Here is a 23,898-nt window from a genome sequence, read left to right as displayed (position 1 = left end):
GTTATCTCCTCGTCGGTGGCGCCCCCACCGGCCCTGGTGGGGGCCGGCTCGCGGGAGCGTCATGTTGTATCGGTGATCCGAGACGGGCTGCCTCGGAATCAGGCCTGGGCAGAGGCCTCGTCCGAGGCGGCTGCCTCGTCGGTGCCAACCTCGGCCGCCGCGTCGGTCGCTTCGTCGGAAGCGTCCTCGGCGTCCACGTCCTCGGCTTCGAGTGCGGCGTTCTCCGCCTCGAGCGCGGCGTCGGCGGCCAGGGCCTCGTCACCGCTCTCGTCGCTGTGCGCAGCACCCTGGCGCTCGGCCTTGCGGGCGGCCTGCGCCTCGCGGGCTTCGGCCATCGCCTCGGTCTTCTTCTTGTGCGGACCGAGAACCATGATCATGTTTCGGCCGTCCTGCTTCGGGTTCGACTCGATGAACCCGAGGTCCTCGACGTCCGAAGCCAGACGCTGCAGCAGTCGGTAGCCGAGTTCCGGCCTGGACTGCTCGCGACCACGGAACATGATCGTGATCTTGACCTTGTCGCCCTGCTTGAGGAACCGAACGACGTGACCCTTCTTGGTGTCATAGTCGTGCGGGTCGATCTTCGGCCGGAGCTTCATTTCCTTGATGACCGTGTGCGCCTGGTTCTTGCGCGCCTCACGGGCCTTCATGGCCGACTCGTACTTGAACTTGCCGTAGTCCATGAGCTTGCAGACCGGCGGGCGTGCGGACGCCGCGACCTCGACCAGGTCGAGGTCGTACTCCTGCGCGAGCTCAAGCGCCTTGGCAAGCGGCACGATGCCGACCTGCTCGCCACTCGGGCCGACGAGTCGTACCTCGGGAACGCGAATCCGGTCGTTGATGCGGGGCTCGGTGCTGATGGATCCTCCTCGGTAGCACCACACGACTGTCTGGAGGACAGCCGCTGACGTTTTTCCGTCAGACCGACCGCGGCGGAACATACAAAAAGCCCCGCCGGGCACAGACGGGGGCTCCAATACAACCGGAGCACCGTCGCGTGCTAACCGCGGGGCGCAAAATCGGGCAGCTTTCCATCGTCCGTACGGAACGATGGATACCACCAGACCGGTGACCCGCCTCCCGTGAGGGCGGCTGGGTGGGAGAATCGGAGCCTCCACTTGTGGGCCGGGCACTAGGTGTCCGGCCGGTCGAAGTACATACTAGCACCCGCGTTGCAAGCCTGCCGCACGGCATATCGTGGGGCACATGACTGACGCGACGCCCTCCGGTTCCCCCACTGACGCTCCCGACTACGACGACCTGACCCGCGACATCGCGGACGTGCCGGCCGTCGAGGTCATCACCACGGTGGCCGTCCACCTGCTCAGCGCTGCTGCGGTCAACCTGGGCCTGGACAAGCCGGACTCCGAGTACAAGGACCTCGACGAGGCCCGCAAGCTGATCACCGCCCTGGCCGGCCTGGTCACCGCGAGCGCCACCGAGATCAGCTCCTTCCACGCCGCCCCGCTGCGCGACGGCCTGAAGTCCCTCCAGCTGGCCTTCCGCGAGGCCTCCCTGGTGCCGGACGAGCCGGGGCAGGGCCCGGGCGAGAAGTTCACGGGTCCCGTGTACGCGTAACCACGGAGTCCCGAAAGGAAGGGGGCCCCGGCAGCTGCAAGCTGCCGGGGCCCCCTTTCCCGGTTCTCAGCGCGTGAAGAGCGGCTCGCCCGGCGGGACCGGGGCCCCCTCCGGGAGCAGTGCCAGGTCCAGTCCGCCTACGAGGCGTGCGCGCAGGGTCTCGTCGGCCGCCAGGGCCTCGGCCACCCGGCGGGCCGCGGCGGCGGCCTGCGGGCCGGCCGCCAGCACGATCGCCAGGGTTCCGTCGGCGTCCGCGCCGCCCGGGCCCAGGTGGGCGCCGAGTACGGCCGGCTCGGCGGTCACGACGGCCCGTACGGCCTCGCGCACGGCGGGGTCGGCGAGCGGACCGGCGTCCGTGCGGCCCTCGGCGAGCGCGAGCAGCGCGGGGCCCGCGAGCTGGTACGGGACCGGCCCTGACAGGTCGAGGACGAGGGTGTCGGCCTTCTCGTGCACGGCGGCGGCCAGCGCCTGGTGCAGCGGCACCGCCACCGGGCGGGCGGCCGGGTCCCACAGCGCCAGCGAGGCGATGGAGGTGAAGGCGGGCAGCGCCCGCCGGTCCCCCGCCCGCAGGGTGGGGACGGCCATGTCGCTGGTCTTCTCGCGCGTGAGTCCGGTCTCGGGGTCGGTCTCGACCTCGCCGAGCACCGCGACGACGGGAACCAGGAGGCGGGCGTCCTTGAGGGCCGCCAGCACCTCCGGCTCCTTGGCTCTGTCCACGGCCCAGGCGGCCAGGGCCGCGCTCAGCCGGGGGTCGGCGGAGCCGTCGTCGCCGGAGAAACCGGGGTCCGGGATGTTCTTGTTCAGCTCAGCATTGTTCGCCACAGTTCCCCGAGCCTATCCCGCGCCGGGATCCCGCCGCCCGGCCCGGGGCCGCCGGGCCAGTACGCCGCCCGCCACGAGCAGGAGCAGTCCCGCGGCCACGCCCGCCGGGGCGCCGAAGCGCGCCCAGGGCCCGGGGTGGGGCACCGGGTCGGGGCCGGCGCCGAAGTAGGGGCTCGTGGCCGCCACGGGTACGGGCAGCACCGGTTCGGGGGCCATCCCGTCCGCGGCCTGGAGGGCGGCGACCGGGTCGACCAGGCCGAAGCCGCGGGAGTCGTCGCGGCCGCCGGGCGGGGAGCCGGAGGCGGTGTCCTCCAGCAGGTTCTTGATCTGCGCCGGGGACAGCCCCGGGTGGCCGGCCTTGACCAGGGCGACGGCGCCGGAGACGAAGGCCGAGGCGGCGCTCGTGCCCCAGCCCTCGTAGTAGGAGCGGTCGGGGTCGGCGATGACCACGTCGACGCCCGGGGCGCTGACGGTGGCGTACCAGTTGCGGGTGGAGAAGGGGGCCTTCTTGTTCTTGCGGTCGACGGCCGTGACGGCGATGACCCCGGGGTAGGCAGCCGGGTACGAGATGCGGTCCCCGTCCTTGCCGCCGTTGCCGGCCGAGGCGACGACGACCACGCCCTTGCCCAGGGCGTACTGGACGGCCTCGTCCTCGGACGCCTCGTGGTGGGCGGAGCTGCTGTCGTCGCCGAGCGAGAGGTTGATCACGTCGGCGCCGTGGTCGGCGGCCCAGCGGATGCCCTCGGCGAGGGCGCCGCCCTTGTTCTCGCGGGCCTGGTCCTTGCCGGGGTCCTTGTCCTCCAGGATCACCCGGACCGGGAGGATCTTCGCCTGGGGGGCGACGCCGAGCACGCCCCCGAGGCCGAGGGAGCCGTGGCCGTGCCCGGCGATGATCCCCGCCATGGCGGTGCCGTGGCGGGCCCAGGCCCGGTCGCCGGGTCCGGCGCCCATGCCGACGAGGTCGACGCCCTCCAGCACCTGGCCGGCCAGGTCGGGGTGGGTCGGGTCGACCCCGGTGTCGAGGACCGCCACGGTGATCCCGTCGCCCTTGGTGGTGCCCCAGGCCTCCTCGGCGCGCAGGGCGGTCAGCCCCCACTGGCGGTCGCGGATGGCGTCGGCGGCGGCCGGCGGCGCGGCGGTGACGGCGAACAGGGCTCCGAGCGCGAGGGCGGCCGGGAGCAGGGCGCGGCGGATCATGGAGCGGCCTCCGAGGTGGCCGTCGGGGCCTGCGGATCGGGTGACGGACCGGGTGACCCGGGATCCGATGACTGCGACCCCTGCGACTCCCCCGCCTCCGGAGAGGTCCGCGGGGACGGCCGGCCGTGCGGGGAGGCGAGCCCGCGCAGGGCCCCTTCCACCAGTTCGGCGACGGCCTTGGCCTCGTGGCCGAGGCCCGCCTTGGCCACGCGTCCCATGGCGTCCTCGGCCATCTTGTCCTCGGCGGGGCTGGGTGCGCCGAGGCGGCGGCCGTCGGCGAAGGCGGAGACGGTGTAGACGACGACCGGGGCCTCGGCGAGCACGGAGGCGGTCCAGGCGGCCCGCCGGTTGTCGGGGAACCCGTAGCCGGTCGGGGCCGTCAGGCGGCCGCGCAGGGAGTCCATCGCGGCGGCGTCGGCGGGGGTGAAGACCATGCCGACGGTGACGAGGGAACTGCGGGTGGCGTCGGTGTAGGTCGCGCGGAGCACGCGGGTGCACCCGGTTCCGGCGAACAGGGCCTGCCAGTCGGCGGCGAGCGCCTCGGAACAGCCCGCCTCGGCGGCGGGGGCTATCCGGGTCCAGGTGCGGTCGGCGCCGCCCGGCCCGGAGTCCTGGCCGTCGAGGACGGGCGGGAACAGGGTGTCGACCGGGGCGCTGTGCCAGAGGGAGGCGGCCTTGCGGTAGGCCTCTTGGGGGGACAGTGCCCGGTTCGCGGCCCGGTGGTCGCTGACGGCCTTGTAGCTGGCCGCACCGGTGAGACCGAGGCCGAGGAGGCCGCACAGGGCGGCGGCGAGGACCGTTCCGCGGCGCCGCCGTGGCGGTGCCGGGTCCCGGTCGGGCGCGGTCAGGACCCCGCCGTGCGGTGTGGACGTACTCATCCGGCGGCTCAGCCCCCCGTTCCCGTCGGCTGCCTGCCCTTACTTTACGCGCCCGTCAGGGCCGCGATGCCGCCCGGGGAAGAGCGACGGTACACACATGCGAACCCTCGCCTCAACATCCGATCGTTCTACGAAAGGCGCACCCGGCGGCCGGACGCGGAGGTGACCGTGGCGGGCGGCCGGGGCTCTGACCTGGCCGGGCTCCCCACGGCCTGAGCGAACCCCCTACCCACGAGTACAACCGTCTGGCAGGCTGCGGCCCATGAACTCCCCCGCCGCCGACCGGGCCCGCTACGACCGGGCCACCGCCCATCTCGACGCTCCGCTCGCCCTCGTGGATCTGGAGGCGTTCGATGCGAACGCCGACGATCTCGTGCGTCGCGCCGGCGGGAAGCCGGTCCGGGTGGCGAGCAAGTCCGTACGCTGCCGGGCGCTCCTCGAACGGGTCCTCGCCCGGCCCGGGTTCGCCGGAATCATGTCCTACACGCTCGCCGAGTCCCTCTGGCTGGCCCGCTCGGGCTTCGAGGACGTGCTGCTCGCCTACCCGTCCGCCGACCGGGCCGGCTTCGCCGAGCTCGCCGCCGATCCGAAGCTGGCCGGCGCGGTCACCGTGATGATCGACGACCCCGCGCAGCTGGAGCTCGTGGACCGGGCCCGCGACGGCGGCGCCGAGGAGATCCGGGTCTGCCTGGAACTGGACACCGCGCTGCAGCTCTTCGGCGGCAGGGTGCGCGTCGGCGCCCGGCGCTCCCCGCTGCGCGAGCCCGCCCAGCTCGCCGAGCTGGCCCGCGCGGTGAGCGCCCGGCCCGGCTTCCGGGTGGTCGGGCTGATGGGTTACGAGGGCCACGTGGCCGGGGTGGGCGACGCGCTGGCGGGCCGCCCGCTGAGGTCGCGCGCCATCCGGCTGATGCAGGGCGCGGCCCGCAAGGAGCTGGCCGCCCGCCGGGCCGAGGCCGTACGGGCCGTGCGCGCGGTGGTGCCGGACCTGGAGTTCGTCAACGGCGGCGGCACCGGCAGCGTCCAGCAGACGGCCGCCGAGGACGCGGTCACGGAGATCGCCGCCGGGTCGGGGCTCTACGTGCCGCGGTTGTTCGACAACTACACCTCGTTCAGCGGCCGCCCCGCGGCGCTCTTCGCCCAGCCGGTGGTCCGCCGGCCCGGGGTCGGCGTGGTCACGGTGCTCGGCGGCGGGTACCCGGCTTCCGGCGCGCCCGGCGCGGACCGGCTGCCGGTTCCGTACCTCCCCGCGGGGCTGCGCTACGACCCGCAGGAGGGGGCCGGCGAGGTGCAGACCCCGCTGCTCGGCAGCCCGGCCGACGATCTGCTGATCGGCGACCGGGTCTGGTTCCGGCACGCGAAGGCCGGCGAGCTGTGCGAGCGCTTCGACACCCTGCACCTGGTCGAGGGCGACCGGGTGACGGCCACCGCCCCGACCTACCGGGGCGAGGGCCGCACGTTCCTCTAGGAGAGGGGAAGTCCTCCAGAGGGAAGTCCGCTAGAAGACGGAGTCCGCCTGGTCCGGGATGACGCTCGTGTCACCCCGGAGCACGGGCCCCGGGGTGCCGTCGCGGCCGGTGAAGCCGGTGGTCGCGCACGGGTACGGGGTGGCCTTCTGCTTCTTGGGCTGGATGAACATCGGGTTCACGATCCACTTGCCGTCGCTGTTGTCGTAGGCGCGGCACATCAGCTCGTTCTTGTTGCGGTTCACGACGAGCCGCAGCGCGGTCGCGTCCCGCAGGAACGAGATGTCGGTGTCGGAGTCGCCCGCCGCGAAGACCTGCCGGCGGGCGGCCGGCTGGACCTTCTCGGCCGCGGCGCCGCGGACCCCGAAGATCTCCTTGTTGATCCAGCAGCGCTTGCCGTCGATGTACGTGATCATCGTGTCGTCGCCGTCCGCGACGGACCCGCAGCCCTGCAGGTGGGAGGTGAACTTCCCGCCGTACGTGGTGGTGTTGCGGATGCCGATGACGTGCCCGGCGTCGATGCCCACGCCCTGGGCCCACACCTCGACGACCGGCTGCGGCGAGGCGGAGCTGATCCAGACGTCGAAGCCGGCCTTCTGCAGGGCGCCGATGAGTTCCTTCTGCTGGTCGTAGTAGCGCACCCAGCCGGTGGCGGTGGTGGAGCCGACCTGCTGCTTGGCGTCGACCGGGGCGGCCAGGTTCTCGGCCCGGGCGGCGGCCGCGAAGCCGCGGATCTCGCGCGCGGTCCAGCCCTGCATGAGCTGCGGGAGCCAGGCGTAGGCGGGTTCGGTCGTACGGCGGTCCCAGCCGGCGAAGGCGGGGGCGGCCGCGCGGGTGGCGGCGGTGCCGTAGACGGCGTTGATCTCGTCGGCGCAGCCGGCCCCCTCGGGGGTTCCGGTGGGCAGCGGGGCGCCGGGCCGGGCGAGGGCGCCGCAGGCCTCGGCCAGGGCCTGTGCGGCGGCCGGCGTGAGGAAGCGGCTGGTGCGCGACCAGTCGCCCCCGGCGGGCTGGCGGATCTTGCCGTTGCGCAGCAGCCAGAACATCTGCGCGTCGCCCACGTCGTTCTTGACGACGGTGTTGTCCCAGTCGAAGACCGCGACCGGCTTGTTGCGGCTGGGCCGGTACGGGTTGCAGCTGCCGTAGTCCTCGATGAGCTGCTGGAGCCGGGCCTGGTTGGTCCCGTACCAGGCGGACCGGAGCCGGGGGGTGGTGCAGTGGCCCCCGGGGTGGGCCTGGGCGGCGGGGGCGGCGGCCACGAGGGTGCCGGCGGCTATCGCGGCGGCGGCGCCGACGGCCTGGAGCCGGCGCATGGAGCTGAGTCGGGTCACTGAACTGGGTTCTCCTGGTTCTTCAAGATCGTTGCGGACGGTAGAGCACGACAGCCGGGCGTCGTGCGACGCCCGGCTGTCGGGTGGGTGGTGGGGAGGTGAACGTTTAGAGCGGAGTGACGTACGCGCCGGAGATCCCGCCGTCGACCAGGAAGTCGGTGGCGTTGATGAAGGAGGAGTCGTCGCTCGCGAGGAAGGCGACGGCGGCGGCGATCTCGGTGGGCTCGGCGAACCGGCCCAGCGGAATGTGCACGATCCGGCGGGCGGCCCGCTCCGGGTCCTTGGCGAACAGCTCCTGCAGGAGCGGGGTGTTGACGGGCCCCGGGCAGAGCGCGTTGACGCGGATGCCCTCGCGGGCGAACTGCACGCCGAGCTCGCGGGACATGGCGAGCACGCCGCCCTTGGAGGCGGTGTAGGAGATCTGCGAGGTGGCGGCGCCCATCCGGGCCACGAAGGAGGCGGTGTTGATGATGGAGCCGCGGCCCTGGCGCTGCATGTAGGGCAGGGCGGCCTTGCAGCAGAGGTAGACCGAGGTCAGGTTGACGTCCTGGACCCGCTTCCAGGCCTCCAGGCCGGTGGTGAGGATCGAGTCGTCGTCCGGGGGCGAGATGCCGGCGTTGTTGAAGGCGACGTCCACGGAGCCGTAGGTGTCGAAGGCGGTCTTGAACAGGGCCTCGACCTCCTCCGGGCTGGTGACGTCGACCTTGACGAACGTGCCGCCGACCTCCTCGGCGGCGGCCTTGCCCGCGGTCTCGTCGATGTCGCCGCAGACCACGTTGGCGCCCTCCGAGGCCAGTCGGCGGGCGGTGGCGAGGCCGATGCCGCTGCCGGCTCCGGTGATCACGGCGGTGCGCCCGACCAGCCGGCGGCAGACGATCTCTTCGGTGGACTCAGTGCTCATGCTGTTCAGGCCTCCGTGCTGATGAAGACGTTCTTGGTCTCGGTGAAAGCGGTGAGGGACTCGGGCCCGAGCTCGCGCCCGAGTCCGGACTGCTTGTAGCCACCGAAGGGGGTCCAGTAGCGGACGCTGCTGTGGGAGTTGACCGACAGGTTGCCCGCGGCGACGGCGCGCGAGACGCGCAGCGCGCGGCCCACGTCGCGGGTCCACAGGGAGCCGGCGAGGCCGTAGTCGGTGGCGTTGGCCAGACGTACGGCGTCCTCCTCGTCCTCGAAGGGCAGGACGACGGCGACCGGTCCGAAGACCTCCTCGGTGGCGATGGCGGCGGTGGGGTCGACGCCGGTGACGAGGGTCGGGGGGTACCAGAAGCCGGGCCCCTCGGGGGCGGTGCCGCGGATGACGGTGAGGTCATCGGTGACGTAGGACCGTACGCGGTCCAGCTGCACCCGCGAGATCAGCGGCCCGAGCTGCGTGTTCTCGTCGTACGGGTCCCCGACGACCACCTTCTCCACGGCGGGGGCCAGCAGCTCCATGAACCGGTCGTACGCGGAGCGCTGTACGAGGATCCGCGTGCGGGCGCAGCAGTCCTGCCCGGTGTTGTCGAGGAAGGACATCGGGGCGGAGGCCGCCGCCGCTTCCAGGTCCGCGTCGGCGAAGACGATGTTGGGGTTCTTGCCGCCGAGTTCGAGGGTGAGGCGCTTCACCCGGTCGGCGCACTTGGCCATGATCCGCTTGCCGATCCGGGTGGAGCCGGTGAACACGATCTTGGCCACCCCCGGATGCTCGACGAGGGCGTCGCCCGCCACCTCGCCCCGGCCGGGCAGCACCTGGAACAGGTGCTCGGGCAGTCCCGCCTCCAGGGCGAGCTCGGCGAGGCGCAGCGCGGTGAGCGGGGTGGTCTCGGCGGGCTTGAGGATGACCGCGTTGCCGGCGGCCAGCGCCGGGGCCAGGCCCCAGGCGGCGATCGGCATGGGGAAGTTCCAGGGCGCGATCACGCCGATGACGCCGAGGGGTTCGAGGAAGGTGACGTCGATGCCGCCGGCCACCGGGATCTGGCGGCCGGAGAGCCGTTCCACTCCCCCGGCGGCGAAGTCGAGCACGTCACGGACGTTGCCGGCCTCCCAGCGGGCGTTGCCGATGGTGTGGCCCGCCTCCCGGACCTCCAGCAGCGCCAGTTCCTCGACGTGCCCGTCGACGACCGCGGCGAAGCGGCGCAGCAGTCTGGCCCGGTCGGCGGGCGCGGCCGCCGCCCAGGCCCGCTGGGCGGCGGCGGCCCGTGCGACGGCGGCGTCGACGTCGTCCCGTGTGGCGGCCGGGACGACGGCGACGAGTTCCTCGGTGGCCGGATTCAAGACTTCCAGCGCATCGGACACGTGGTGGCCTTTCAGACGTTCGGGTGCGGTGGGTGCGGTGGGTCCGGTAATGGGGTGAGTGCGCTCATGGGTTGCGCGGGGCCCCTCGGGACGGCCTTTGGCGCCGGGGCGCCTAGAGGCGTTCGAAGGAGCGGCGCAGTTCCCAGTCGGTCACGGCGGAGTCGTAGGCGTCCAGTTCGACGCGGGCCATGTTCCGGTAGTGGGCGACGACTTCGGGGCCGAAGGCGGCCTTGGCGATCTCGCTGTTCTCCCAGAGCTCGGCGGCCTCGCGCAAGGTGGTGGGAACGTGCGCGAAGTCGGCCGTGTAGGCGTTGCCGGCGCAGGCCTCGGGCAGCTCCAGGCGGTTCTCGATGCCGTGGATCCCGGCCGCGACCAGGCCGGAGACTGCGAGGTAGGGGTTGACGTCGCCGCCGGGCAGGCGGTTCTCGAAGCGCATGGAGCGGCCGTGGCCGACCACCCGGAGCGCGCAGGTCCGGTTGTCCACGCCCCAGGCGACGGCGGTCGGCGCGAAGGATCCCGGCCGGAAACGCTTGTAGGAGTTGATGTTGGGGGCGTAGAGAAGGGAGAAGTCGCGCAGCGCGGCGAGCTGGCCGGCCAGGAAGTGGCGCATCACGGGTGACATACCGCCGTGCTCGTGCGCGTCGGGCCCCTCACCGGCCATCGCGTTGCGTCCGTCGGCGTCGGAGAGCGAGAGGTGGATGTGACAGGAGTTGCCCTCGCGCTCGTCGTACTTGGCCATGAACGTGAGCGAGACCCCCTCCTGGGCGGCGATCTCCTTGGCTCCCGTCTTGTAGACGGAGTGCTGGTCGCAGGTGGTCAGCGCCTCGTCGTAGCGGAAGGCGATCTCGTGCTGGCCGAGGTTGCACTCGCCCTTGGCCGACTCCACGACCAGCCCGGCGGCCTGCATCTCGTTGCGGATGCGGCGCAGCAGGGGTTCGATCCGTCCGGTTCCGAGGACGGAGTAGTCGATGTTGTACTGGTTGGCGGGGGTCAGGCCGCGGTAGTTGGAGTTCCAGGCCTGCTCGTAGGTGTCCTGGAAGACCATGAACTCCAGCTCGGTGCCCACCATCGCGGTGTATCCGTGTTCGCCGAGGCGTTCGAGCTGGCGGCGCAGGATCTGCCGGGGTGCAGCGACCACGGGCGTGCCGTCGTTCCAGCCGAGGTCGGCGATGAGGAAGGCGCTGCCCGGGTTCCAGGGGATCCGGCGCAGGGTGGCGAGGTCGGGGTGCATGGCGAAGTCGCCGTAGCCCCGGTCCCAGGAGGACATCTCGTACCCGTCGACGGTGTTCATGTCGGTGTCGACGGCGAGCAGGTAGTTGCAGCCCTCGGTGCCGTGCTGGAGGACCTCGTCGAAGAAGAACTGTGCGGCGAACCGCTTGCCCTGGAGGCGCCCCTGCATGTCGGGGAAGGCCAGGACCACTGTGTCGATTTCACCGCTCGCGACGAGAGCACGGAGCTCTTCGGTCGAAAGCGGCGGCTTGCGGTCTACCACGGGATTCTCTCCTTCGGTGAGCCGAGGGGGCCTAAGGTATTGAATAGAACCATTGCTTGGGAAGGGGAGGAGGCGAGATGACCGATACGGCGAGCGAGGACGAGGCCGCCCGGCGGCTCAATCCCGTGCTGCGGCAGGTGCGGGCGGGGAACGGTTTCGAGGAGGCGCTGGAGCAGATCCTCCAGGTGGTCCGGCTCGGACTGGTGCCCGGCGGGGAACGGCTTCCGCCGGAGCGCGAGTTGGCCGAGCGGATGGGGATCAGCCGGGTGACGCTCCGCGAGGTGCTGAAGGTACTCCAGGACCAGGGCCTGGTGGAGGCCCGGCGCGGACGGTACGGCGGAACGTTTGTCCTGCCCCGCCCCGACACCCCGGCCGGGGGCATGGAGGAGGAGCTGCGGCGCCGGGTCGCGGGCGTGGACATCGAGGACGTGCTGCGCTTCCGCGAGGTCCTGGAGGTGGGGGCGGCCGGCCTGTGCGCCTCCCAGGGCCTGTCCGAGCGGGACACCGACCGACTGCTCGGCGCGCTGGCCGCCACCCACGACGCCCCGCTGCCCGACTACCGCCGCCAGGACACGCTCTTCCACCTCACCCTGTGCGAACTCGCCGGATCCGCCACCCTGACGGCCCAGTACGCGGCCGTCCGGGCCACCGTGAACGACCTGCTGGACTGCATCCCGCTGCTGGTGCGCAACCTCGAACACTCGCAGCAGCAGCACAGCACCCTGGTGGAGGCGGTGCTGGACCGCGACCCGCGGGCGGCCCGCGAGGTGATGCGCGAGCACTGCTGCGGCACGGCGGCGCTGCTGCGGGGGTTCCTGACCTGAACCCGGGGCGGCCGGGGGGCCGCGGAGGCGGGCGGAAGGTCTCGCGGGGGCGATGGGGAGGCGGTGGGCGGGTCTCCCGGAGGCGGCGGGGAGGCCTCTCGGAGGCTGCGGGCAGGCCTCGTGGGGGCGGCGGGCAGGCCTCGCGGAGGCGGCCGAGAGCCTTTCGTAACCCCCGTTTAACGCAGGGGTCTTGCGCCCGCCACGCCCGAGCGGCAAAGGTACGCCCCACAACCATTGCCCTAGGCAGCAGGAGCGCACATGGCCGACGACACCGGCGCACGGCTGGCAGCCGTACCCGAACAGACCACGCCTCCCGGAAACGGGGCCCCCGAGAACGGCGGCGACGGCTACCTGGAGCGCCGCACCCTGCGCCGCGGCAGCGCCGGCTGGCTGCTGCTGACCGGTCTCGGCGTCGCGTACGTCGTCTCCGGCGACTTCTCCGGCTGGAACATCGGCCTCGCCCAGGGCGGATTCGGCGGCCTCGCCATCGCCACCGTCCTGATGGGCGCGATGTACGCCTGCCTGGTCTACTCCCTCGCCGAACTGTCGGCGATCCTGCCCACCGCGGGCGGCGGTTACGGTTTCGCCCGCCGGGCGCTCGGCACCTGGGGCGGCTTCCTCACCGGCACCGCGATCCTCATCGAGTACATCCTCGCCCCGGCCGCCATCGCCATCTTCATCGGCGACTACGTGGAGTCCCTGAACCTCTTCGGCCTCACCTCGGGCTGGCCGGTCTACCTCGCCTGCTTCGTCGTCTTCATCGGCATCCACCTCTGGGGCGTGGGCGAAGCCCTGAGCTTCTCCCTGGTCGTCACCGCCATCGCCGTGATCGCGCTGGTCGTGTTCGCCGTCGGCGCGTTCACCCAGTTCGACCCCGCCAACCTCGACAACATCGCCGTCGACACCACCGCCGCCGGCGCGAGCTCCTGGCTGCCGCTGGGCATACTCGGCATCTGGGCCGCCTTCCCCTTCGGCATGTGGTTCTTCCTGGGGGTCGAGGGCGTACCGCTCGCCGCCGAGGAGGCCAAGGACCCGGTCCGCTCGGTACCGCGCGCCCTGTCGATCTCCATGGGCATCCTCGTCCTGCTCGCCCTGGTCACCTTCCTCGCCTCCACCGGTGCGCGCGGCGCCGACGCCATCAAGGACGCGGGCAACCCGCTGGTCGTCGCCCTGGAGGGCGACCCCGGCCTCTCCTGGCTGAAGACCTTCGTCAACTACGCGGGCCTGGCCGGGCTGGTGGCCTCCTTCTTCTCCCTCATCTACGCCGGCTCCCGCCAGCTGTTCGCCCTGTCCCGGGCGGGCTACCTCCCGCGCTTCCTGTCCCTGACCTCGAAGCGCAAGGCCCCGTACCTGGGCCTGCTCATCCCCGGCGCCATCGGCTTCGCGCTGGCCGCCGCCACCGGCAACGGCCCGCGCATGCTGAACATGGCGGTCTTCGGCGCCACCATCTCGTACGCGCTGATGGCCCTCTCCCACATCGTGCTGCGGCGCCGCGAGCCCGGCCTGGAGCGCCCGTACCGCACTCCGGGCGGCATCGTGACCTCCACGGTGGCCTTCGTCCTCGCCCTCTCGGCCCTGGTCGCCACCTTCCTGGTGGACAAGGACGCGGCATTCATCGCCCTGGCGGTGTACGCCGTAGCCCTCGCCTACTTCGCGTTCTACAGTCGGCACCACCTGGTGGCCTCCGCACCGGAGGAGGAGTTCGCGGCGCTGGCGGAAGCCGAGGCCGAGCTCTCCCGCGACTGATCCCCACCTGCCGTCCCCCGGAGGTATCCCCCGTGCCCAGGCCGCTCATCGGCATCACCACCTACGTCGAACAGTCCACCCGCTACGGGGTGTGGGACGTTGCGACGGCCCTCGTCCCCACCGGGTACTACGAGCTCGTCCAGGCCTCGGGCGGCACCGCCGTCCTGCTCCCGCCGGACGAACCGGAGACGGCGGCGGAGGTGCTGAGCCGGCTGGACGGACTGGTCGTCGCGGGCGGCCCGGACGTGGACCCGGTCCGGTACGGGGCCGCGCGCGACCCCCGCACCGGACCGGCGGCCACCGTGCGCGACACGTGGGAGCTCTCCCTGATCTCGGCCGCCCTCGCCTCCGGCACCCCCCTCCTCGGGGTCTGCCGCGGCATGCAGGCGCTGAACGTGGCCCTGGGCGGCACCCTGATCCAGCACATCGACGGCCACGTACTGAGCCGCGGCGTGGTCTCCTGGCACCCGGTCACCCCGGTCCCCGGCACCCTGTACGCGGCCCTGGTCCCGGAGGTCTCCGAGGTCCCCACCTACCACCACCAGGCCGTGGACCGCCTGGGCCAGGGCCTCATCGCCTCCTCCCACGCCCCCGACGGCACGGTGGAATCCATCGAACTCCCCACCCCCTGGACCCTGGGCGTCCAATGGCACCCGGAACTGGACAAGGACACCCGCGTCATGTCCGCCCTGATCACCGCAGCCTCCGAACACGCCACCCGCTCCATCCGGCCGTCCGGCGCTTGACGCCCCGGGTCCGGGAACCCCGCCCCGCCGACATCCGAGGCCCGGGGTCCGGGAACCCAGCCCCGCCGGCGTTTGAGGACCGGGGTCCGGGCAGCGCCCGGGGAACGGTGGAAGGGCGGGTAGGGGACTCCGCCCCGCAGGGCAGCTCCACGGGCGGGCTCCGCGTCAGCGGCGGTCAGCTCCGCGTCAGCGGCGGGTCAGGGACAGCAGGTCGCGGGCGGGTCCCGCCGGGCGGGCTCCGGCGGGCCAGACCGCACGGAGCTCCCGCTCCAGTCCCGCCCCGAGCACCGGCACGGAAACCAGCCTCCGCCCCGCCATCTCGTCCCCGACCGCCAGTTCCGACAGCACGCACGGCCCGGCCCCGCTCACCGCGGCCGCCTTCACCGCCGTGGTGGAGGCCAGTTCGAGCAGGGGCTCCGCCAGCCCCCCGCATCCGGCCAGCGCCGCATCGAGGACCTGCCGGGTCCCCGACCCCCGTTCCCGCAGGATCAGCGGGGTCGCCGCCAGCTCCGCCGGCTCCACCCCGCGCGAGCGCCGGGCCCAGGGGTGCCCGGGAGCCACCGCCACCACGAGGCGGTCCTGCGCGATGACCACCGAGTCCAGTCCGTCCGGCACGCTCAGCCCCTCGACGAAGCCGAGGTCCGCCTCGTGGGCGAGCACCCGCTCCGCGACCGCCGCCGAGTTGCCCGCGTGCAGCGACACCGCCGTGTCCGGCCGCTGCCCGCGCAGCGCGATCAGCCAGCCGGGCAGCAGGTACTCCGCGATGGTCATGCTGGCGGCGACCCGCAGCCGGGAGTCGCGGCGGCCCCGCAGCGCCTGCGCGCCCGCGTCGAAGGCCTCGGCGGCCTCGACCACGCGCCGGGCCCAGTCCGTGACCAGCGCCCCCTCCGCGGTCAGTGTCGACCCGCGCGGGGAGCGGTCCACGAGGGCGACCCCGAGCCGGGTCTCCATCGCCCGGATCCGGCTGCTGGCGGCGGGCTGGGTGATCCCGAGCCGCCGCGCGGCGGCGCTGAGGCTGCCCACGCGTGCGACCGCGAGCAGCAGCTCCATCGCTCCCAGGTCCGGGACCCTGTGCGCCAGCGGAAGCTGCCCCTCCACCCATTCCTCATGACCGTGCCCATTACCCATAACTTCAGTTTATGCCCTCATAGGAAGGGACCCTCTGCCGTCCGGCCCCGCCCGGCGGGACGCTGGACCCATGGCCACCACGCTCGTACGCCCCCGCCCCACCACCCCCGGGACCCTCCCCACCGCAGCGGCCCACAAGGCCCCGTCCCTGCGGCACCTCGGCCCCAACTGGTACGCCTCCGTGATGGGCACGGCGATCATCGCCAATGCCGGCGCGACCCTCCCGTACCAGCTCCCCGGCCAGCGCGTGGTCTGCCAGATCTTCTGGGTGCTGGCCGCCACCGCCCTCGCGGTCCTGCTGACCGCCCGGGCCGGCCACTGGCTCCACCACCGCGACCAGGCCCGCGCCCACCTCCTGGACCCCGCCGTGGCCCCCTTCTACGGCTGCCTCTCGATGGCGCTGCTGGCCGTCGGCGGCGGCTCGCTCATCGTCGGCAAGGACCTCATCGGCCTCCCCGCCGCCATCGCCGTGGACACCGTCCTGTTCACCGCCGGCACCGCGACGGGCCTCCTCGCGGCCGTGGCCGTCCCCTACCTGATGGTGGTCCGCCACAAGGTCGAGGCCCACCAGGCCACCCCCGTCTGGCTGCTCCCCGTGGTCGCCCCCATGGTCTCCGCCGCGCTGGGCCCCCTGCTCATCCCCCACCTGCCCGCCGGCCAGGCCCGCGAGGCCATGCTGCTCGGCTGCTACGCGATGTTCGGCCTGAGCCTGCTCGCCACCCTGCTGCTGCTCCCCCTGATCTTCGGCCGGCTGATCTTCCACGGCCCCCTGCCCCTGGTCCTCACCCCGACCCTTTTCCTGGTCCTGGGCCCCCTCGGCCAGTCGACCACCGCGGTGAACTCCCTCGCGGACATGGCCCCCCAGTCGATGGCCGGCCGGTACTCGGGCGCCTTCTCCGCCTTCGCGGTCGTCTACGGGGTCCCCGTGATGGGATTCGCCCTGCTGTGGCTGGCGCTGGCCGCGGCGATGCTGCTGCGGGCGGCCCGCAGCGGCATGGGGTTCGCGATGACCTGGTGGGCGCTGACCTTCCCCGTCGGCACCTGCGTCACCGGCGCCGCCGGACTGGCCCGGCACACCGGGCTCACCGCCTTCTCCTGGCTGGCCGCGGCCCTCTTCCTGGCCCTGGTCACCGCCTGGCTGCTGGCCGCCGCGAACACCCTGCGCGGCCTGCTCTCCGGCCGCCTGCTGGCCGCACCCCGCTAGGGGGTGTCCGCAAAGTCCCGCCTGCCTCGCGACGCCCGGCACGCGCTCTCGGCGCACCGGGCGAAAATCCCGAGTACGTCCAGTACACGGGCTTCCGCCCGGCACACCGAGAGCACGCACCGAACGCCGCGAGGGCGCCCTCCGGGCGCCCGGCGCCACTTTGCGGACACCCCCTAGAGCGCCGCCCCCAGCGCCGCCCCCAGCACCTCCGGCGCCGTGGCCAGCGAAGGCCCGTACCAGGTCAGGTGGCGGCCGTCGACGAAGGCCGCCGCAATGCCCGGGAAGGCCTCGGGGCCGTCCCCGGGCGTGAAGCGGTACGGCTCGTCCGGAAACACCACGAGCTCGCAGCCGGCGGCGGCCAGCTCGGCCGCCGGGATCCTCGGGTACCGCTCCGCGTGCCCGGCGTAGGCGTTGCGCACACCTAGGCGGGCCAGCAGGTCCCCGGCGAAGGTGTCGCGGCCCAGCACCATCCAGGGCCGGCGCCACACCGGCACGAAGGCCGTCCGCACTTCCCCGGCCGGCTCCGCGCGGGCCCACGCGGCCTCCGCGTCCGCCAGCCACTGGGGCCGCTCCAGCCCCATGGCCCCCACCAGCACCCGGTCCAGCTCGGTGAAGGCCTGCGGGAGGTCCCGTACCTCGGTGACCAGCACCTCCAGCCCGGCCTCCCGCAGCGCCGCCAGGTCCGGCTCCCGGTTCTCCTCCTCGTTGGCGAGGACCAGATCCGGGCGCAGCTGCGCGATCGCCCGTACGGCGGGGTTCTTCGTCCCCCCGATGCGCGCCACGTCCCCCAGGCCCGCCGGGTGCGTGCACCAGTCGGTCACCCCGACGAGCGCACCGGGCGCGCTCACGGCCACCGCCTCGGTCAGGGACGGCACCAGCGACACGACCCGCATCCGGTCAGTGTCCCGGCGAGGGCGGCTCGGAGGTCGCGTGGATGTGTTCGCCGACCGCGACGATCAGGATCCGGGTGTCCTCGGTGACGGCCCGCCAGCGGTGGCGGACCCCGCCGGACAGGAACAGCGCGTCGCCGTTCTCCAGCCGGTACGCCCGCCCTTCCGCTTCCACCTGGCAGGCGCCCGAGACCACGTACATCAGCTCGTCGTTGCGGTGCTGGTACTCGCGGCCCGCGTCCTGGTCCCCGGTGAATTCCAGGGCGTGCAGCTGGTGGTGCCCGCGCACGAGGGGCCGTACGCCGGGGACGGGAGTCAGCGCGGACTGGTCGCCCGCCCGTACGAGGTCCACGGTGCGCGCGGTGTCGGAGGCGGCCAGCAGGTCGACGGCCGTGGTCTCCAGCGCGTCGGCGACCCGTTCGAGGGACCGCATGCTGGGCCGGGCCCGCTCGTTCTCTATCTGGCTCAGGAAGGGGACCGACAGCCCGCTGCGCGCCGATACGGCGGCCAGGGTCAGGTGCAGGGCCCGGCGTCTCTTGCGCACGGCGACGCCCACCCGGAGCGGTTCCTTGGAGTCCTTGTCCCGATCCCGTTCCTTGTCGTCCGCGCCGGTCGTCGCTCCGCGTCCGCTCTTGCCGTCGGTGCCGTCCCTGTCGTCCATGGCGGGGCTGCCCTCCCCTTGTTCCCGGTGGTCCGGTCCGTCGCACATCGCACATCGGTGTGCTGTAAGCACCTTACGCAGCAACCGGCTCCGGTTTCGCGTTCACGGGCAGAGGAGGCCGTACCCGCGCCACTTTCCGTTTGCCCCCAGTGCATCATCGTGACCGTGACGACGACACGACGCCTGATGCTCCTGGACACCGCTTCCCTCTACTACCGCGCGTACTTCGGCGTACCGGATTCCGTGAAGGCCCCCGACGGTACGCCGGTCAACGCCGTCCGCGGCCTGCTCGACTTCATCGGCCGCCTCGTGCAGGACCACCGGCCCGACGACCTGGTGGCCTGCATGGACGCCGACTGGCGGCCCCACTGGCGGGTGGAACTGATCCCGTCCTACAAGGCCCACCGGGTCGCGCAGGAGACGGAGAGCGGCCCGGACGTCGAGGAGACCCCGGACACCCTGGCCCCGCAGGTCCCGATCATCGAGGCGGCCCTGGACGCCTTCGGCATCGCCCGGGTGGGGGTCGCCGGCTACGAGGCCGACGACGTGATCGGCACCCTGACCGGCCGCGCGACCGGCCCGGTGGACATCGTCACGGGCGACCGGGACCTGTACCAGCTGGTCGACGACGCCAAGCAGCGCCGGGTGCTGTACCCGCTGAAGGGCGTGGGCACCCTCCAGGTGACCGACGAGGCGTGGCTCCGCGAGAAGTACGGGGTGGACGGCCCCGGATACGCCGACCTGGCCCTGCTGCGCGGGGACCCGAGCGACGGCCTGCCGGGCGTTCCCGGGATCGGCGAGAAGACGGCGGCGAAGCTGCTGGACGCCTACGGGGACCTGGCCGGGATCATCGCGGCGATCGAGGACCCGAAGTCGAAGCTGACCCCCACCCAGCGCAAGCGGCTGGACGAATCCCGGCCGTATCTGGCGGTGGCCCCGAAGGTGGTCCAGGTCGCCTCGGACGTTCCGCTTCCGCCGTTCGACCCGGCGCTCCCGGCCGTTCCCGCGCAGCCGGATCTGGTCGCGGCTCTCGCGCACAGGTGGGGCCTGAGTGGAGCCGTTGCACGTCTGGGCAGCGCACTCCGCCCCTGAGGTGCTAACTTAGGTAATCCTAAGCTTCACGGAGTCAGGGTCGGAAAGTCAGGGAGACGTCGTGGCAGAAGGACGAGCCCGCAAGGTCGGCACCGCAGTGGTCGTGCGGACCGAGCGGTTGAGTCCGCACATGGTGCGGATCGTACTGGGCGGTGCGGGACTGGCCGGATTCGGTGCGGGCAGGTTCACCGACCATTACGTGAAACTGCTCTTCGCACCTGCCGGCGTCACCTACACCACCCCCTGGGACCTGGACCGGATCCGGGCGGCCCACCCCCGCGAGGAGTGGCCGCGCCAGCGCGCGTACACGGTGCGCGCCTGGGACCCGGCCCACCTGGAACTGACCCTCGACTTCGTGGTCCACGGCGACGAGGGACTGGCCGGCCCCTGGGCCGCCCGCGTCCAGCCGGGTGAACTCGTGCGCTTCCTCGGCCCGGGCGGGGCCTACGCCCCGGACCCGGCCGCCGGCTGGCACCTGCTCGTCGGCGACGAGAGCGCCCTGCCGGCGATCGGCGCGGCGATGGAGGCGATGCCCGCGGGGGCTCGGGTCCACGCGCTCGTGGAGGTCGAGGGCCCGCAGGACGAGCAGCGGATCACCACGCCCGACGGCATCGCCCCGGTCTGGATCCACCGCGGTTCCCGCCCGATCGGGGAGGCGCTGACCGAGGCCGTCCAGGCCCTGACCTTCCCCTCCTCCGACGTACACGCGTTCGTGCACGGCGAGGCGGGCTTCGTCAAAACCCTGCGCCACCACCTGCGCATCGAGCGCGGCCTCCCGCGCGAGCGCCTGTCCATCTCGGGCTACTGGCGGCTGGGCGAGACGGACGAGGGCTGGCGCGCGATCAAGCGGGACTGGAACGCCCAGGTCGAAGCCGAGCAGGAACGCCCCCTGGCCGGCGCCGCCTCCTGATCCTGTGCCCCCGGCGGGTCCGGGGGCACAGGCCCGGGGGCACAGATCCGGGGCACAAATCCGGGGCACAGGCCCGGCGGCACAAGCCCGGGGACACAGGCCCGGAGGCACAAGCCCGGGGACACAGGCCCGGCGGCACAAGCCCGGGGACACAGGCCCGGAGGCACAAGCCCGGGGACACAGGCCCGGCGGAACAGGCCCGGAGGCACAGCCCCGGCGGAACAGGCCCGGGGACACAGGCCCCGGGGCACACGTCCCGGAGCGCACATACGGAGGTGCGGCAGCGGAGCCCCGTCCCGCGGCGGGCGCCCCGGCCCGGGCCGGATCCCGCCGCCACGCGAGGCGGTCTCACCCGTTCGGCGGCACAATGGCCCCATGCGTACGCTCCGCGCATTCACGGCAGCCGGAGCAGCCGCCCTCCTGGCCGCGAGTGCGACCGGGACCGCGACCGCCGCCCCGAGCCCGCCGCCCGCGCCCACCGCCCAGCTCACCGACACCCAGGTCGATGCGGCGGTGCAGCGCCTCGACGCCACCGTCGCCGACATGATGCGCCGCACCGGAGTCCCCGGCGTCTCCGTGGCCGTCGTCCACGACGACGAGGTGGTCTACCTCAAGGGCTTCGGCCTGCGCCGCGTCGGAGACCCGGCCGCGGTGGACCCCGACACCGTCTTCCAGGTCGCCTCGCTCTCCAAGCCGATCTCCTCCACGGTCGCCGCCGGGGTCCTCAAGGAGCCCGCCGACTTCGACCGGCACGCGGACCTGCCCGGCTTCACCCTCAAGGACCCGTGGGTGACCTCCCACGTCACCCCCGCCGACCTGCTCTCCCACCGCAGCGGCCTGCCCGACCACGCCGGCGACCTCCTCGAAGACCTCGGCTACGACCAGGCGTACATCCTCGACCACCTGCGCCTGGCGCCCCTGAGCCCCTTCCGCGCGAGCTACGCGTACACCAACTTCGGGTTCACCGCCGGGGCCGAGGCCATCGCCCGCTCCCGCGGCGCCACGTGGCAGAAGCTCAGCGCCGACACCCTCTTCAAGCCCGCCGGCATGACGCACACCAGCACCGAGTTCAAGGCCTTCGTCGACTCCCCCGACCACGCGGCCACCCACGTCAAGGGCGCGGACGGCACCTGGATCCCCCGCTTCGTCCGCGATCCCGACGCCCAGTCCCCGGCCGGCGGGGTGAGCAGCACCGCCCGCGACATGTCCCGCTGGCTGCGGCTCCAGCTCTCCGGCGGCACCCTCGACGGCAAGCGGATCATCCCCGCCGACACCCTCGCCCGCACCCACCTCCCCGAGATCGTCTCCCAGCCGCCCGCCTCCCCCACCGGCCGCACCGGCTTCTACGGGCTGGGCTGGAACGTCGGCTACGACGACGCGGGCCGCCTGCGCCTGAGCCACTCCGGCGCCTTCGAGCTCGGCGCCAACACCAGCGTCAGCATGCTCCCGCTGGAGAAGCTCGGCATCGTCGTCCTCACCAACGGCGCCCCCGTCGGCCTCCCCGACGCCGTCGCCGCCGACTTCTTCGACACCGCCGAGCACGGCAAGGCCACCACCGACTGGCTGGCCCTGACCGGCGCCCTCTACGCACAGATCAACGCGGAGGGCCGCTCCCCCACCGACTACGCCCGCCCGCCCGCCGGTGCGAAACCGGCCGGGGAGGACTCCGCGTACACCGGCACCTACGAGAACCCCTACTACGGCAAGGCGACCGTGGCGGCCACGAGCGAGGGCAAGCTGACCCTGTCCCTCGGCCCGGAGCCGATGGTCTTCCCCCTCACCCACTACGACGGGGACACCTTCAGCTTCGAGACCGCCGGGGAGAACGCCGTCGGCCGCACCGGGGTGTTCTTCTCCCCCGCCGACCACACGGTCCGCATCGAGTACCTGGACACCGACCACCTGGGTACCTTCACCAGCGGCTAGAGCGTCCGCGCCGTCTCCGGGGGCGGACCCGGCCACATAGCCTGTACCCGGTGAAGCGCAGATCCCACATCCCCGACGCGCCCCTGCCCCAGGTCTCCGGCATCGACCCGGTCCGCGTGCGGCTGCCCCCCGACCCGGACGGGACCTGGCCGGACCTCGGCTCCTACCTCACGGCACGCTACGAGGGCACGCGCGGCGAGGAGTCCATGGCCCGCCTGCTGCGCGAGGGCCGGGTGCTGGGCCCCGGCGGCCGGGTGCTGCGGCCGCAGGACCCGTACGAGCCCGGCGGCTTCCTGTGGTTCCACCGGGACATGCCGCCCGAGCCCGTGGTGCCGTTCCCGATCGGGGTCGTCTACCGCGACGAGCACCTGCTGGTGGCCGACAAGCCGCACTTCCTGGCCACCACCCCGCGCGGCAGCCACGTCTTCCAGACGGCCCTGGCCCGGCTCCGGGTGGAGCTCGGCCTGCCCGCGCTGAGCCCCGCGCACCGGCTGGACCGGATGACCGCCGGGCTGGTGCTGTTCAGCATCCGGCCCGAGGACCGGGGCGCCTACCAGCTGATGTTCCAGGAGCGTCGGATCCGCAAGGAGTACGAGGCGCTCGCACCCCACGACCCGGCGGTGGAATTCCCCCGGACCCTGCGCAGCCACATCGAGAAGGTCCGCGGGGTGATGGCGGCGACGGAGGTCGAGGGCGCCGAGCCCAATGCCGAGACCCTGGCCGAACTCCTCGCGGTCAAGGGGGACACCGGGCGCTACCGGCTCACCCCGCACACCGGGCGCACCCACCAGCTGCGGGTGCACATGAACGGCCTGGGCCTGCCGATCCTGGGCGACCCGGTCTATCCGGTGGTCCGCGACCCGGCGCCCGACGACTACCGCAGCCCGCTCCAGCTCCTGGCCCGCACCCTGGAGTTCACCGATCCCGTCACCGGGATCGCACACCGCATCGAGAGCGGCCGCACCCTGCGGGCCTGGGAGGACCGGCCCGGCTGGGAAGCCGGGTCCGGCTGAGGGGTCCGCCTGAGGGATCCGCCTGAGGGGTCCGCTTGCGGGATCCCTCAGAGGTCGACGCCCGCGATCCGCAGCGCCGCGTCGGCGGTGGCCTCCGCGAAGGCGGCCACCGGGCGCCCGGGATCGGAGCGGTGGATCAGCATGACGCCTTCGATGAGGCCGAAGACGAGGTCGTTGCGGAGCACCAGACCGGCCGGGTCACCGGCGAGTTCGGTTCCGACGCGCGTGCCGTCGAGCAACTCCCGGTAGATGTCCTTGAGTTCCTGGCGCATCCGGCGGAAGCGGGCGAAGCGCGCACCGGCCACCTCCGGCAACAGGTAGAGCGCGCCCAGGTTGTAGGGCCCTCCGCACAGCAGCATCACGTCCGAGCGGCACAGCTCCCAGAGCCGGCGGCCCGAGGGACGGTCCGTGTCGCGGACCAGCCGGCGGGCCAGCTCCAGGGAGGGGGCGACCGTGGACTCCAGGAGTTCGGCGAGGAGTTCCTCCTTGCCGGCGAAGTAGTGGTACATCGTGGCCTGGCGCATTCCGGCCCGTTCGGCCACGGCGCGCGTGGTGGTGGCCGCGTACCCCTTGACCGTGAACAACTCGGCCGCCGCGTAGAGGAGTTCCTCGCGCGGCGGCCGTCCACTCGCCGGTCTCAACTGATCGGCGCGCGGCCGACCGACCCGTCTCGGCCCATCGTCCGCTCCCCCAGTCATGGCCTGATTTTCTCACAGGACACGCCGAAGCGAT

General features: G+C 73.0%; 22 protein-coding genes. 10 read left to right on the top strand and 12 right to left on the bottom strand.

Going from position 1 to position 23,898, the window contains the following annotated elements; all coding sequences use genetic code 11:
• Positions 1-98 precede the first annotated feature (98 nt).
• Complete coding sequence (gene infC / locus ACIA8F_RS20810) at positions 99-881, bottom strand: translation initiation factor IF-3 (protein ID WP_399380642.1); 783 nt, start codon at positions 879-881, stop codon at positions 99-101.
• Positions 882-1,203: 322 nt separating this feature from the next.
• Here infC and ACIA8F_RS20805 point away from each other — a divergent pair, with 322 nt between their 5' ends.
• Positions 1,204-1,575 carry a DUF1844 domain-containing protein gene (locus tag ACIA8F_RS20805; protein WP_399380640.1) on the top strand — a complete coding sequence of 124 codons (372 nt, stop codon included), beginning with the start codon at positions 1,204-1,206 and terminating at the stop codon, positions 1,573-1,575.
• A 66-nt stretch (positions 1,576-1,641) separates the two neighbouring features.
• Here the strand turns inward: ACIA8F_RS20805 and ACIA8F_RS20800 are convergent, their stop codons facing one another.
• The 3 genes from ACIA8F_RS20800 to ACIA8F_RS20790 are packed head-to-tail and all read right to left on the bottom strand — an operon-like array spanning position 1,642 to position 4,472.
• Positions 1,642-2,397: an SseB family protein gene (locus ACIA8F_RS20800; RefSeq protein ID WP_399380639.1), complete on the bottom strand. Its 756-nt coding sequence runs from the start codon at positions 2,395-2,397 to the stop codon at positions 1,642-1,644.
• 12 nt (positions 2,398-2,409) lie between these two features.
• Complete coding sequence (gene mycP / locus ACIA8F_RS20795) at positions 2,410-3,594, bottom strand: type VII secretion-associated serine protease mycosin (protein WP_399380638.1); 1,185 nt, start codon at positions 3,592-3,594, stop codon at positions 2,410-2,412.
• Complete coding sequence (locus tag ACIA8F_RS20790) at positions 3,591-4,472, bottom strand: hypothetical protein (protein ID WP_399380637.1); 882 nt, start codon at positions 4,470-4,472, stop codon at positions 3,591-3,593. Before ACIA8F_RS20790 ends, mycP begins: the two co-directional genes overlap by 4 nt.
• 262 nt (positions 4,473-4,734) lie before the next feature.
• Here ACIA8F_RS20790 and ACIA8F_RS20785 point away from each other — a divergent pair, with 262 nt between their 5' ends.
• Positions 4,735-5,937, top strand: coding sequence for an amino acid deaminase/aldolase (locus ACIA8F_RS20785; RefSeq protein ID WP_399380636.1), 1,203 nt, complete (start codon positions 4,735-4,737; stop codon positions 5,935-5,937).
• A 30-nt stretch (positions 5,938-5,967) separates the two neighbouring features.
• Here ACIA8F_RS20785 and ACIA8F_RS20780 read toward each other — a convergent pair whose 3' ends face one another.
• From ACIA8F_RS20780 to ACIA8F_RS20765, 4 genes are all read right to left on the bottom strand, one after another.
• Complete coding sequence (locus tag ACIA8F_RS20780) at positions 5,968-7,263, bottom strand: haloacid dehalogenase-like hydrolase (RefSeq protein ID WP_399380634.1); 1,296 nt, start codon at positions 7,261-7,263, stop codon at positions 5,968-5,970.
• 106 nt (positions 7,264-7,369) lie between these two features.
• Positions 7,370-8,164: a 3-oxoacyl-ACP reductase gene (locus ACIA8F_RS20775; protein ID WP_399380633.1), complete on the bottom strand. Its 795-nt coding sequence runs from the start codon at positions 8,162-8,164 to the stop codon at positions 7,370-7,372.
• Between the two features lie 5 nt (positions 8,165-8,169).
• A complete protein-coding gene (locus tag ACIA8F_RS20770; RefSeq protein WP_399380631.1) occupies positions 8,170-9,534 on the bottom strand; it encodes an aldehyde dehydrogenase family protein in 1,365 nt (454 codons plus the stop codon).
• Between the two features lie 112 nt (positions 9,535-9,646).
• Entirely contained in the window at positions 9,647-11,026 is a 1,380-nt protein-coding gene (locus tag ACIA8F_RS20765) for a glutamine synthetase family protein (RefSeq protein WP_399380629.1), read from the bottom strand.
• A gap of 77 nt (positions 11,027-11,103) precedes the next feature.
• Here ACIA8F_RS20765 and ACIA8F_RS20760 point away from each other — a divergent pair, with 77 nt between their 5' ends.
• The 3 genes from ACIA8F_RS20760 (at position 11,104) to ACIA8F_RS20750 (ending at position 14,342) form a co-directional block, all read left to right on the top strand.
• Positions 11,104-11,850: a FadR/GntR family transcriptional regulator gene (locus tag ACIA8F_RS20760; RefSeq protein WP_399380628.1), complete on the top strand. Its 747-nt coding sequence runs from the start codon at positions 11,104-11,106 to the stop codon at positions 11,848-11,850.
• A 258-nt stretch (positions 11,851-12,108) separates the two neighbouring features.
• Positions 12,109-13,596 carry an ethanolamine permease gene (gene eat / locus ACIA8F_RS20755; protein WP_399380627.1) on the top strand — a complete coding sequence of 496 codons (1,488 nt, stop codon included), beginning with the start codon at positions 12,109-12,111 and terminating at the stop codon, positions 13,594-13,596.
• A gap of 32 nt (positions 13,597-13,628) precedes the next feature.
• Positions 13,629-14,342 (top strand): gamma-glutamyl-gamma-aminobutyrate hydrolase family protein, encoded by a 714-nt coding sequence (locus ACIA8F_RS20750; RefSeq protein WP_399380626.1) that lies wholly within the window; start codon positions 13,629-13,631, stop codon positions 14,340-14,342.
• Between the two features lie 186 nt (positions 14,343-14,528).
• On the opposite strand, the gene ACIA8F_RS20745 is transcribed toward ACIA8F_RS20750, so the two are convergent.
• Positions 14,529-15,470, bottom strand: coding sequence for a LysR family transcriptional regulator (locus tag ACIA8F_RS20745; protein WP_399380625.1), 942 nt, complete (start codon positions 15,468-15,470; stop codon positions 14,529-14,531).
• 70 nt (positions 15,471-15,540) lie between these two features.
• On the opposite strand from ACIA8F_RS20745, the gene ACIA8F_RS20740 reads away from it, so the two are divergent.
• A complete protein-coding gene (locus ACIA8F_RS20740; RefSeq protein ID WP_399380623.1) occupies positions 15,541-16,674 on the top strand; it encodes a TDT family transporter in 1,134 nt (377 codons plus the stop codon).
• A 173-nt stretch (positions 16,675-16,847) separates the two neighbouring features.
• Here ACIA8F_RS20740 and ACIA8F_RS20735 read toward each other — a convergent pair whose 3' ends face one another.
• Together ACIA8F_RS20735 and ACIA8F_RS20730 are read right to left on the bottom strand one after the other, a co-directional pair.
• Positions 16,848-17,567, bottom strand: a complete 720-nt coding sequence (locus ACIA8F_RS20735) for a helical backbone metal receptor (protein ID WP_399380621.1) — start codon at positions 17,565-17,567, stop codon at positions 16,848-16,850.
• A gap of 4 nt (positions 17,568-17,571) precedes the next feature.
• On the bottom strand, positions 17,572-18,225 hold the full coding sequence (locus tag ACIA8F_RS20730) for a helix-turn-helix domain-containing protein (RefSeq protein ID WP_399380619.1): 654 nt from the start codon (positions 18,223-18,225) through the stop codon (positions 17,572-17,574).
• Positions 18,226-18,411: 186 nt separating this feature from the next.
• Between ACIA8F_RS20730 and ACIA8F_RS20725 the strand changes: the two genes are divergently transcribed.
• The 4 genes from ACIA8F_RS20725 to ACIA8F_RS20710 all read left to right on the top strand — a co-directional run bounded on the left by ACIA8F_RS20725 (position 18,412) and on the right by ACIA8F_RS20710 (position 23,166).
• Positions 18,412-19,317, top strand: a complete 906-nt coding sequence (locus tag ACIA8F_RS20725; protein ID WP_399380700.1) for a 5'-3' exonuclease H3TH domain-containing protein — start codon at positions 18,412-18,414, stop codon at positions 19,315-19,317.
• A 61-nt stretch (positions 19,318-19,378) separates the two neighbouring features.
• Positions 19,379-20,227 carry a siderophore-interacting protein gene (locus ACIA8F_RS20720; protein WP_399380617.1) on the top strand — a complete coding sequence of 283 codons (849 nt, stop codon included), beginning with the start codon at positions 19,379-19,381 and terminating at the stop codon, positions 20,225-20,227.
• Positions 20,228-20,602: 375 nt separating this feature from the next.
• A complete protein-coding gene (locus tag ACIA8F_RS20715; protein WP_399380615.1) occupies positions 20,603-22,153 on the top strand; it encodes a serine hydrolase in 1,551 nt (516 codons plus the stop codon).
• Between the two features lie 50 nt (positions 22,154-22,203).
• Entirely contained in the window at positions 22,204-23,166 is a 963-nt protein-coding gene (locus tag ACIA8F_RS20710; protein ID WP_399380614.1) for an RluA family pseudouridine synthase, read from the top strand.
• Positions 23,167-23,213: 47 nt separating this feature from the next.
• On the opposite strand, the gene ACIA8F_RS20705 is transcribed toward ACIA8F_RS20710, so the two are convergent.
• Positions 23,214-23,864, bottom strand: a complete 651-nt coding sequence (locus ACIA8F_RS20705; protein ID WP_399380612.1) for a helix-turn-helix domain-containing protein — start codon at positions 23,862-23,864, stop codon at positions 23,214-23,216.
• Positions 23,865-23,898 lie beyond the last annotated feature (34 nt).

It is taken from the genome of Streptomyces sp. NPDC051563 (assembly GCF_044454225.1).
Taxonomy (GTDB): domain Bacteria; phylum Actinomycetota; class Actinomycetes; order Streptomycetales; family Streptomycetaceae; genus Streptomyces.
The sequence above is the reverse complement of the archived record's forward strand: the minus strand, read 5'-3'. Positions and strand labels throughout refer to the sequence as shown.

Coding starts and splice junctions, on each gene's coding strand:
- ACIA8F_RS20805 (WP_399380640.1), top strand. CDS start 1,204: ATGACTGACGCGACGCCCTCCGGTTCCCCCACTGACGCTCCCGACTAC.
- mycP (WP_399380638.1), bottom strand. CDS start 3,594: ATGATCCGCCGCGCCCTGCTCCCGGCCGCCCTCGCGCTCGGAGCCCTG.
- ACIA8F_RS20790 (WP_399380637.1), bottom strand. CDS start 4,472: ATGAGTACGTCCACACCGCACGGCGGGGTCCTGACCGCGCCCGACCGG.
- ACIA8F_RS20785 (WP_399380636.1), top strand. CDS start 4,735: ATGAACTCCCCCGCCGCCGACCGGGCCCGCTACGACCGGGCCACCGCC.
- ACIA8F_RS20775 (WP_399380633.1), bottom strand. CDS start 8,164: ATGAGCACTGAGTCCACCGAAGAGATCGTCTGCCGCCGGCTGGTCGGG.
- ACIA8F_RS20760 (WP_399380628.1), top strand. CDS start 11,104: ATGACCGATACGGCGAGCGAGGACGAGGCCGCCCGGCGGCTCAATCCC.
- eat (WP_399380627.1), top strand. CDS start 12,109: ATGGCCGACGACACCGGCGCACGGCTGGCAGCCGTACCCGAACAGACC.
- ACIA8F_RS20745 (WP_399380625.1), bottom strand. CDS start 15,470: ATGGGTAATGGGCACGGTCATGAGGAATGGGTGGAGGGGCAGCTTCCG.
- ACIA8F_RS20740 (WP_399380623.1), top strand. CDS start 15,541: ATGGCCACCACGCTCGTACGCCCCCGCCCCACCACCCCCGGGACCCTC.
- ACIA8F_RS20735 (WP_399380621.1), bottom strand. CDS start 17,567: ATGCGGGTCGTGTCGCTGGTGCCGTCCCTGACCGAGGCGGTGGCCGTG.
- ACIA8F_RS20730 (WP_399380619.1), bottom strand. CDS start 18,225: ATGGACGACAGGGACGGCACCGACGGCAAGAGCGGACGCGGAGCGACG.
- ACIA8F_RS20725 (WP_399380700.1), top strand. CDS start 18,412: ATGCTCCTGGACACCGCTTCCCTCTACTACCGCGCGTACTTCGGCGTA.
- ACIA8F_RS20715 (WP_399380615.1), top strand. CDS start 20,603: ATGCGTACGCTCCGCGCATTCACGGCAGCCGGAGCAGCCGCCCTCCTG.
- ACIA8F_RS20705 (WP_399380612.1), bottom strand. CDS start 23,864: ATGACTGGGGGAGCGGACGATGGGCCGAGACGGGTCGGTCGGCCGCGC.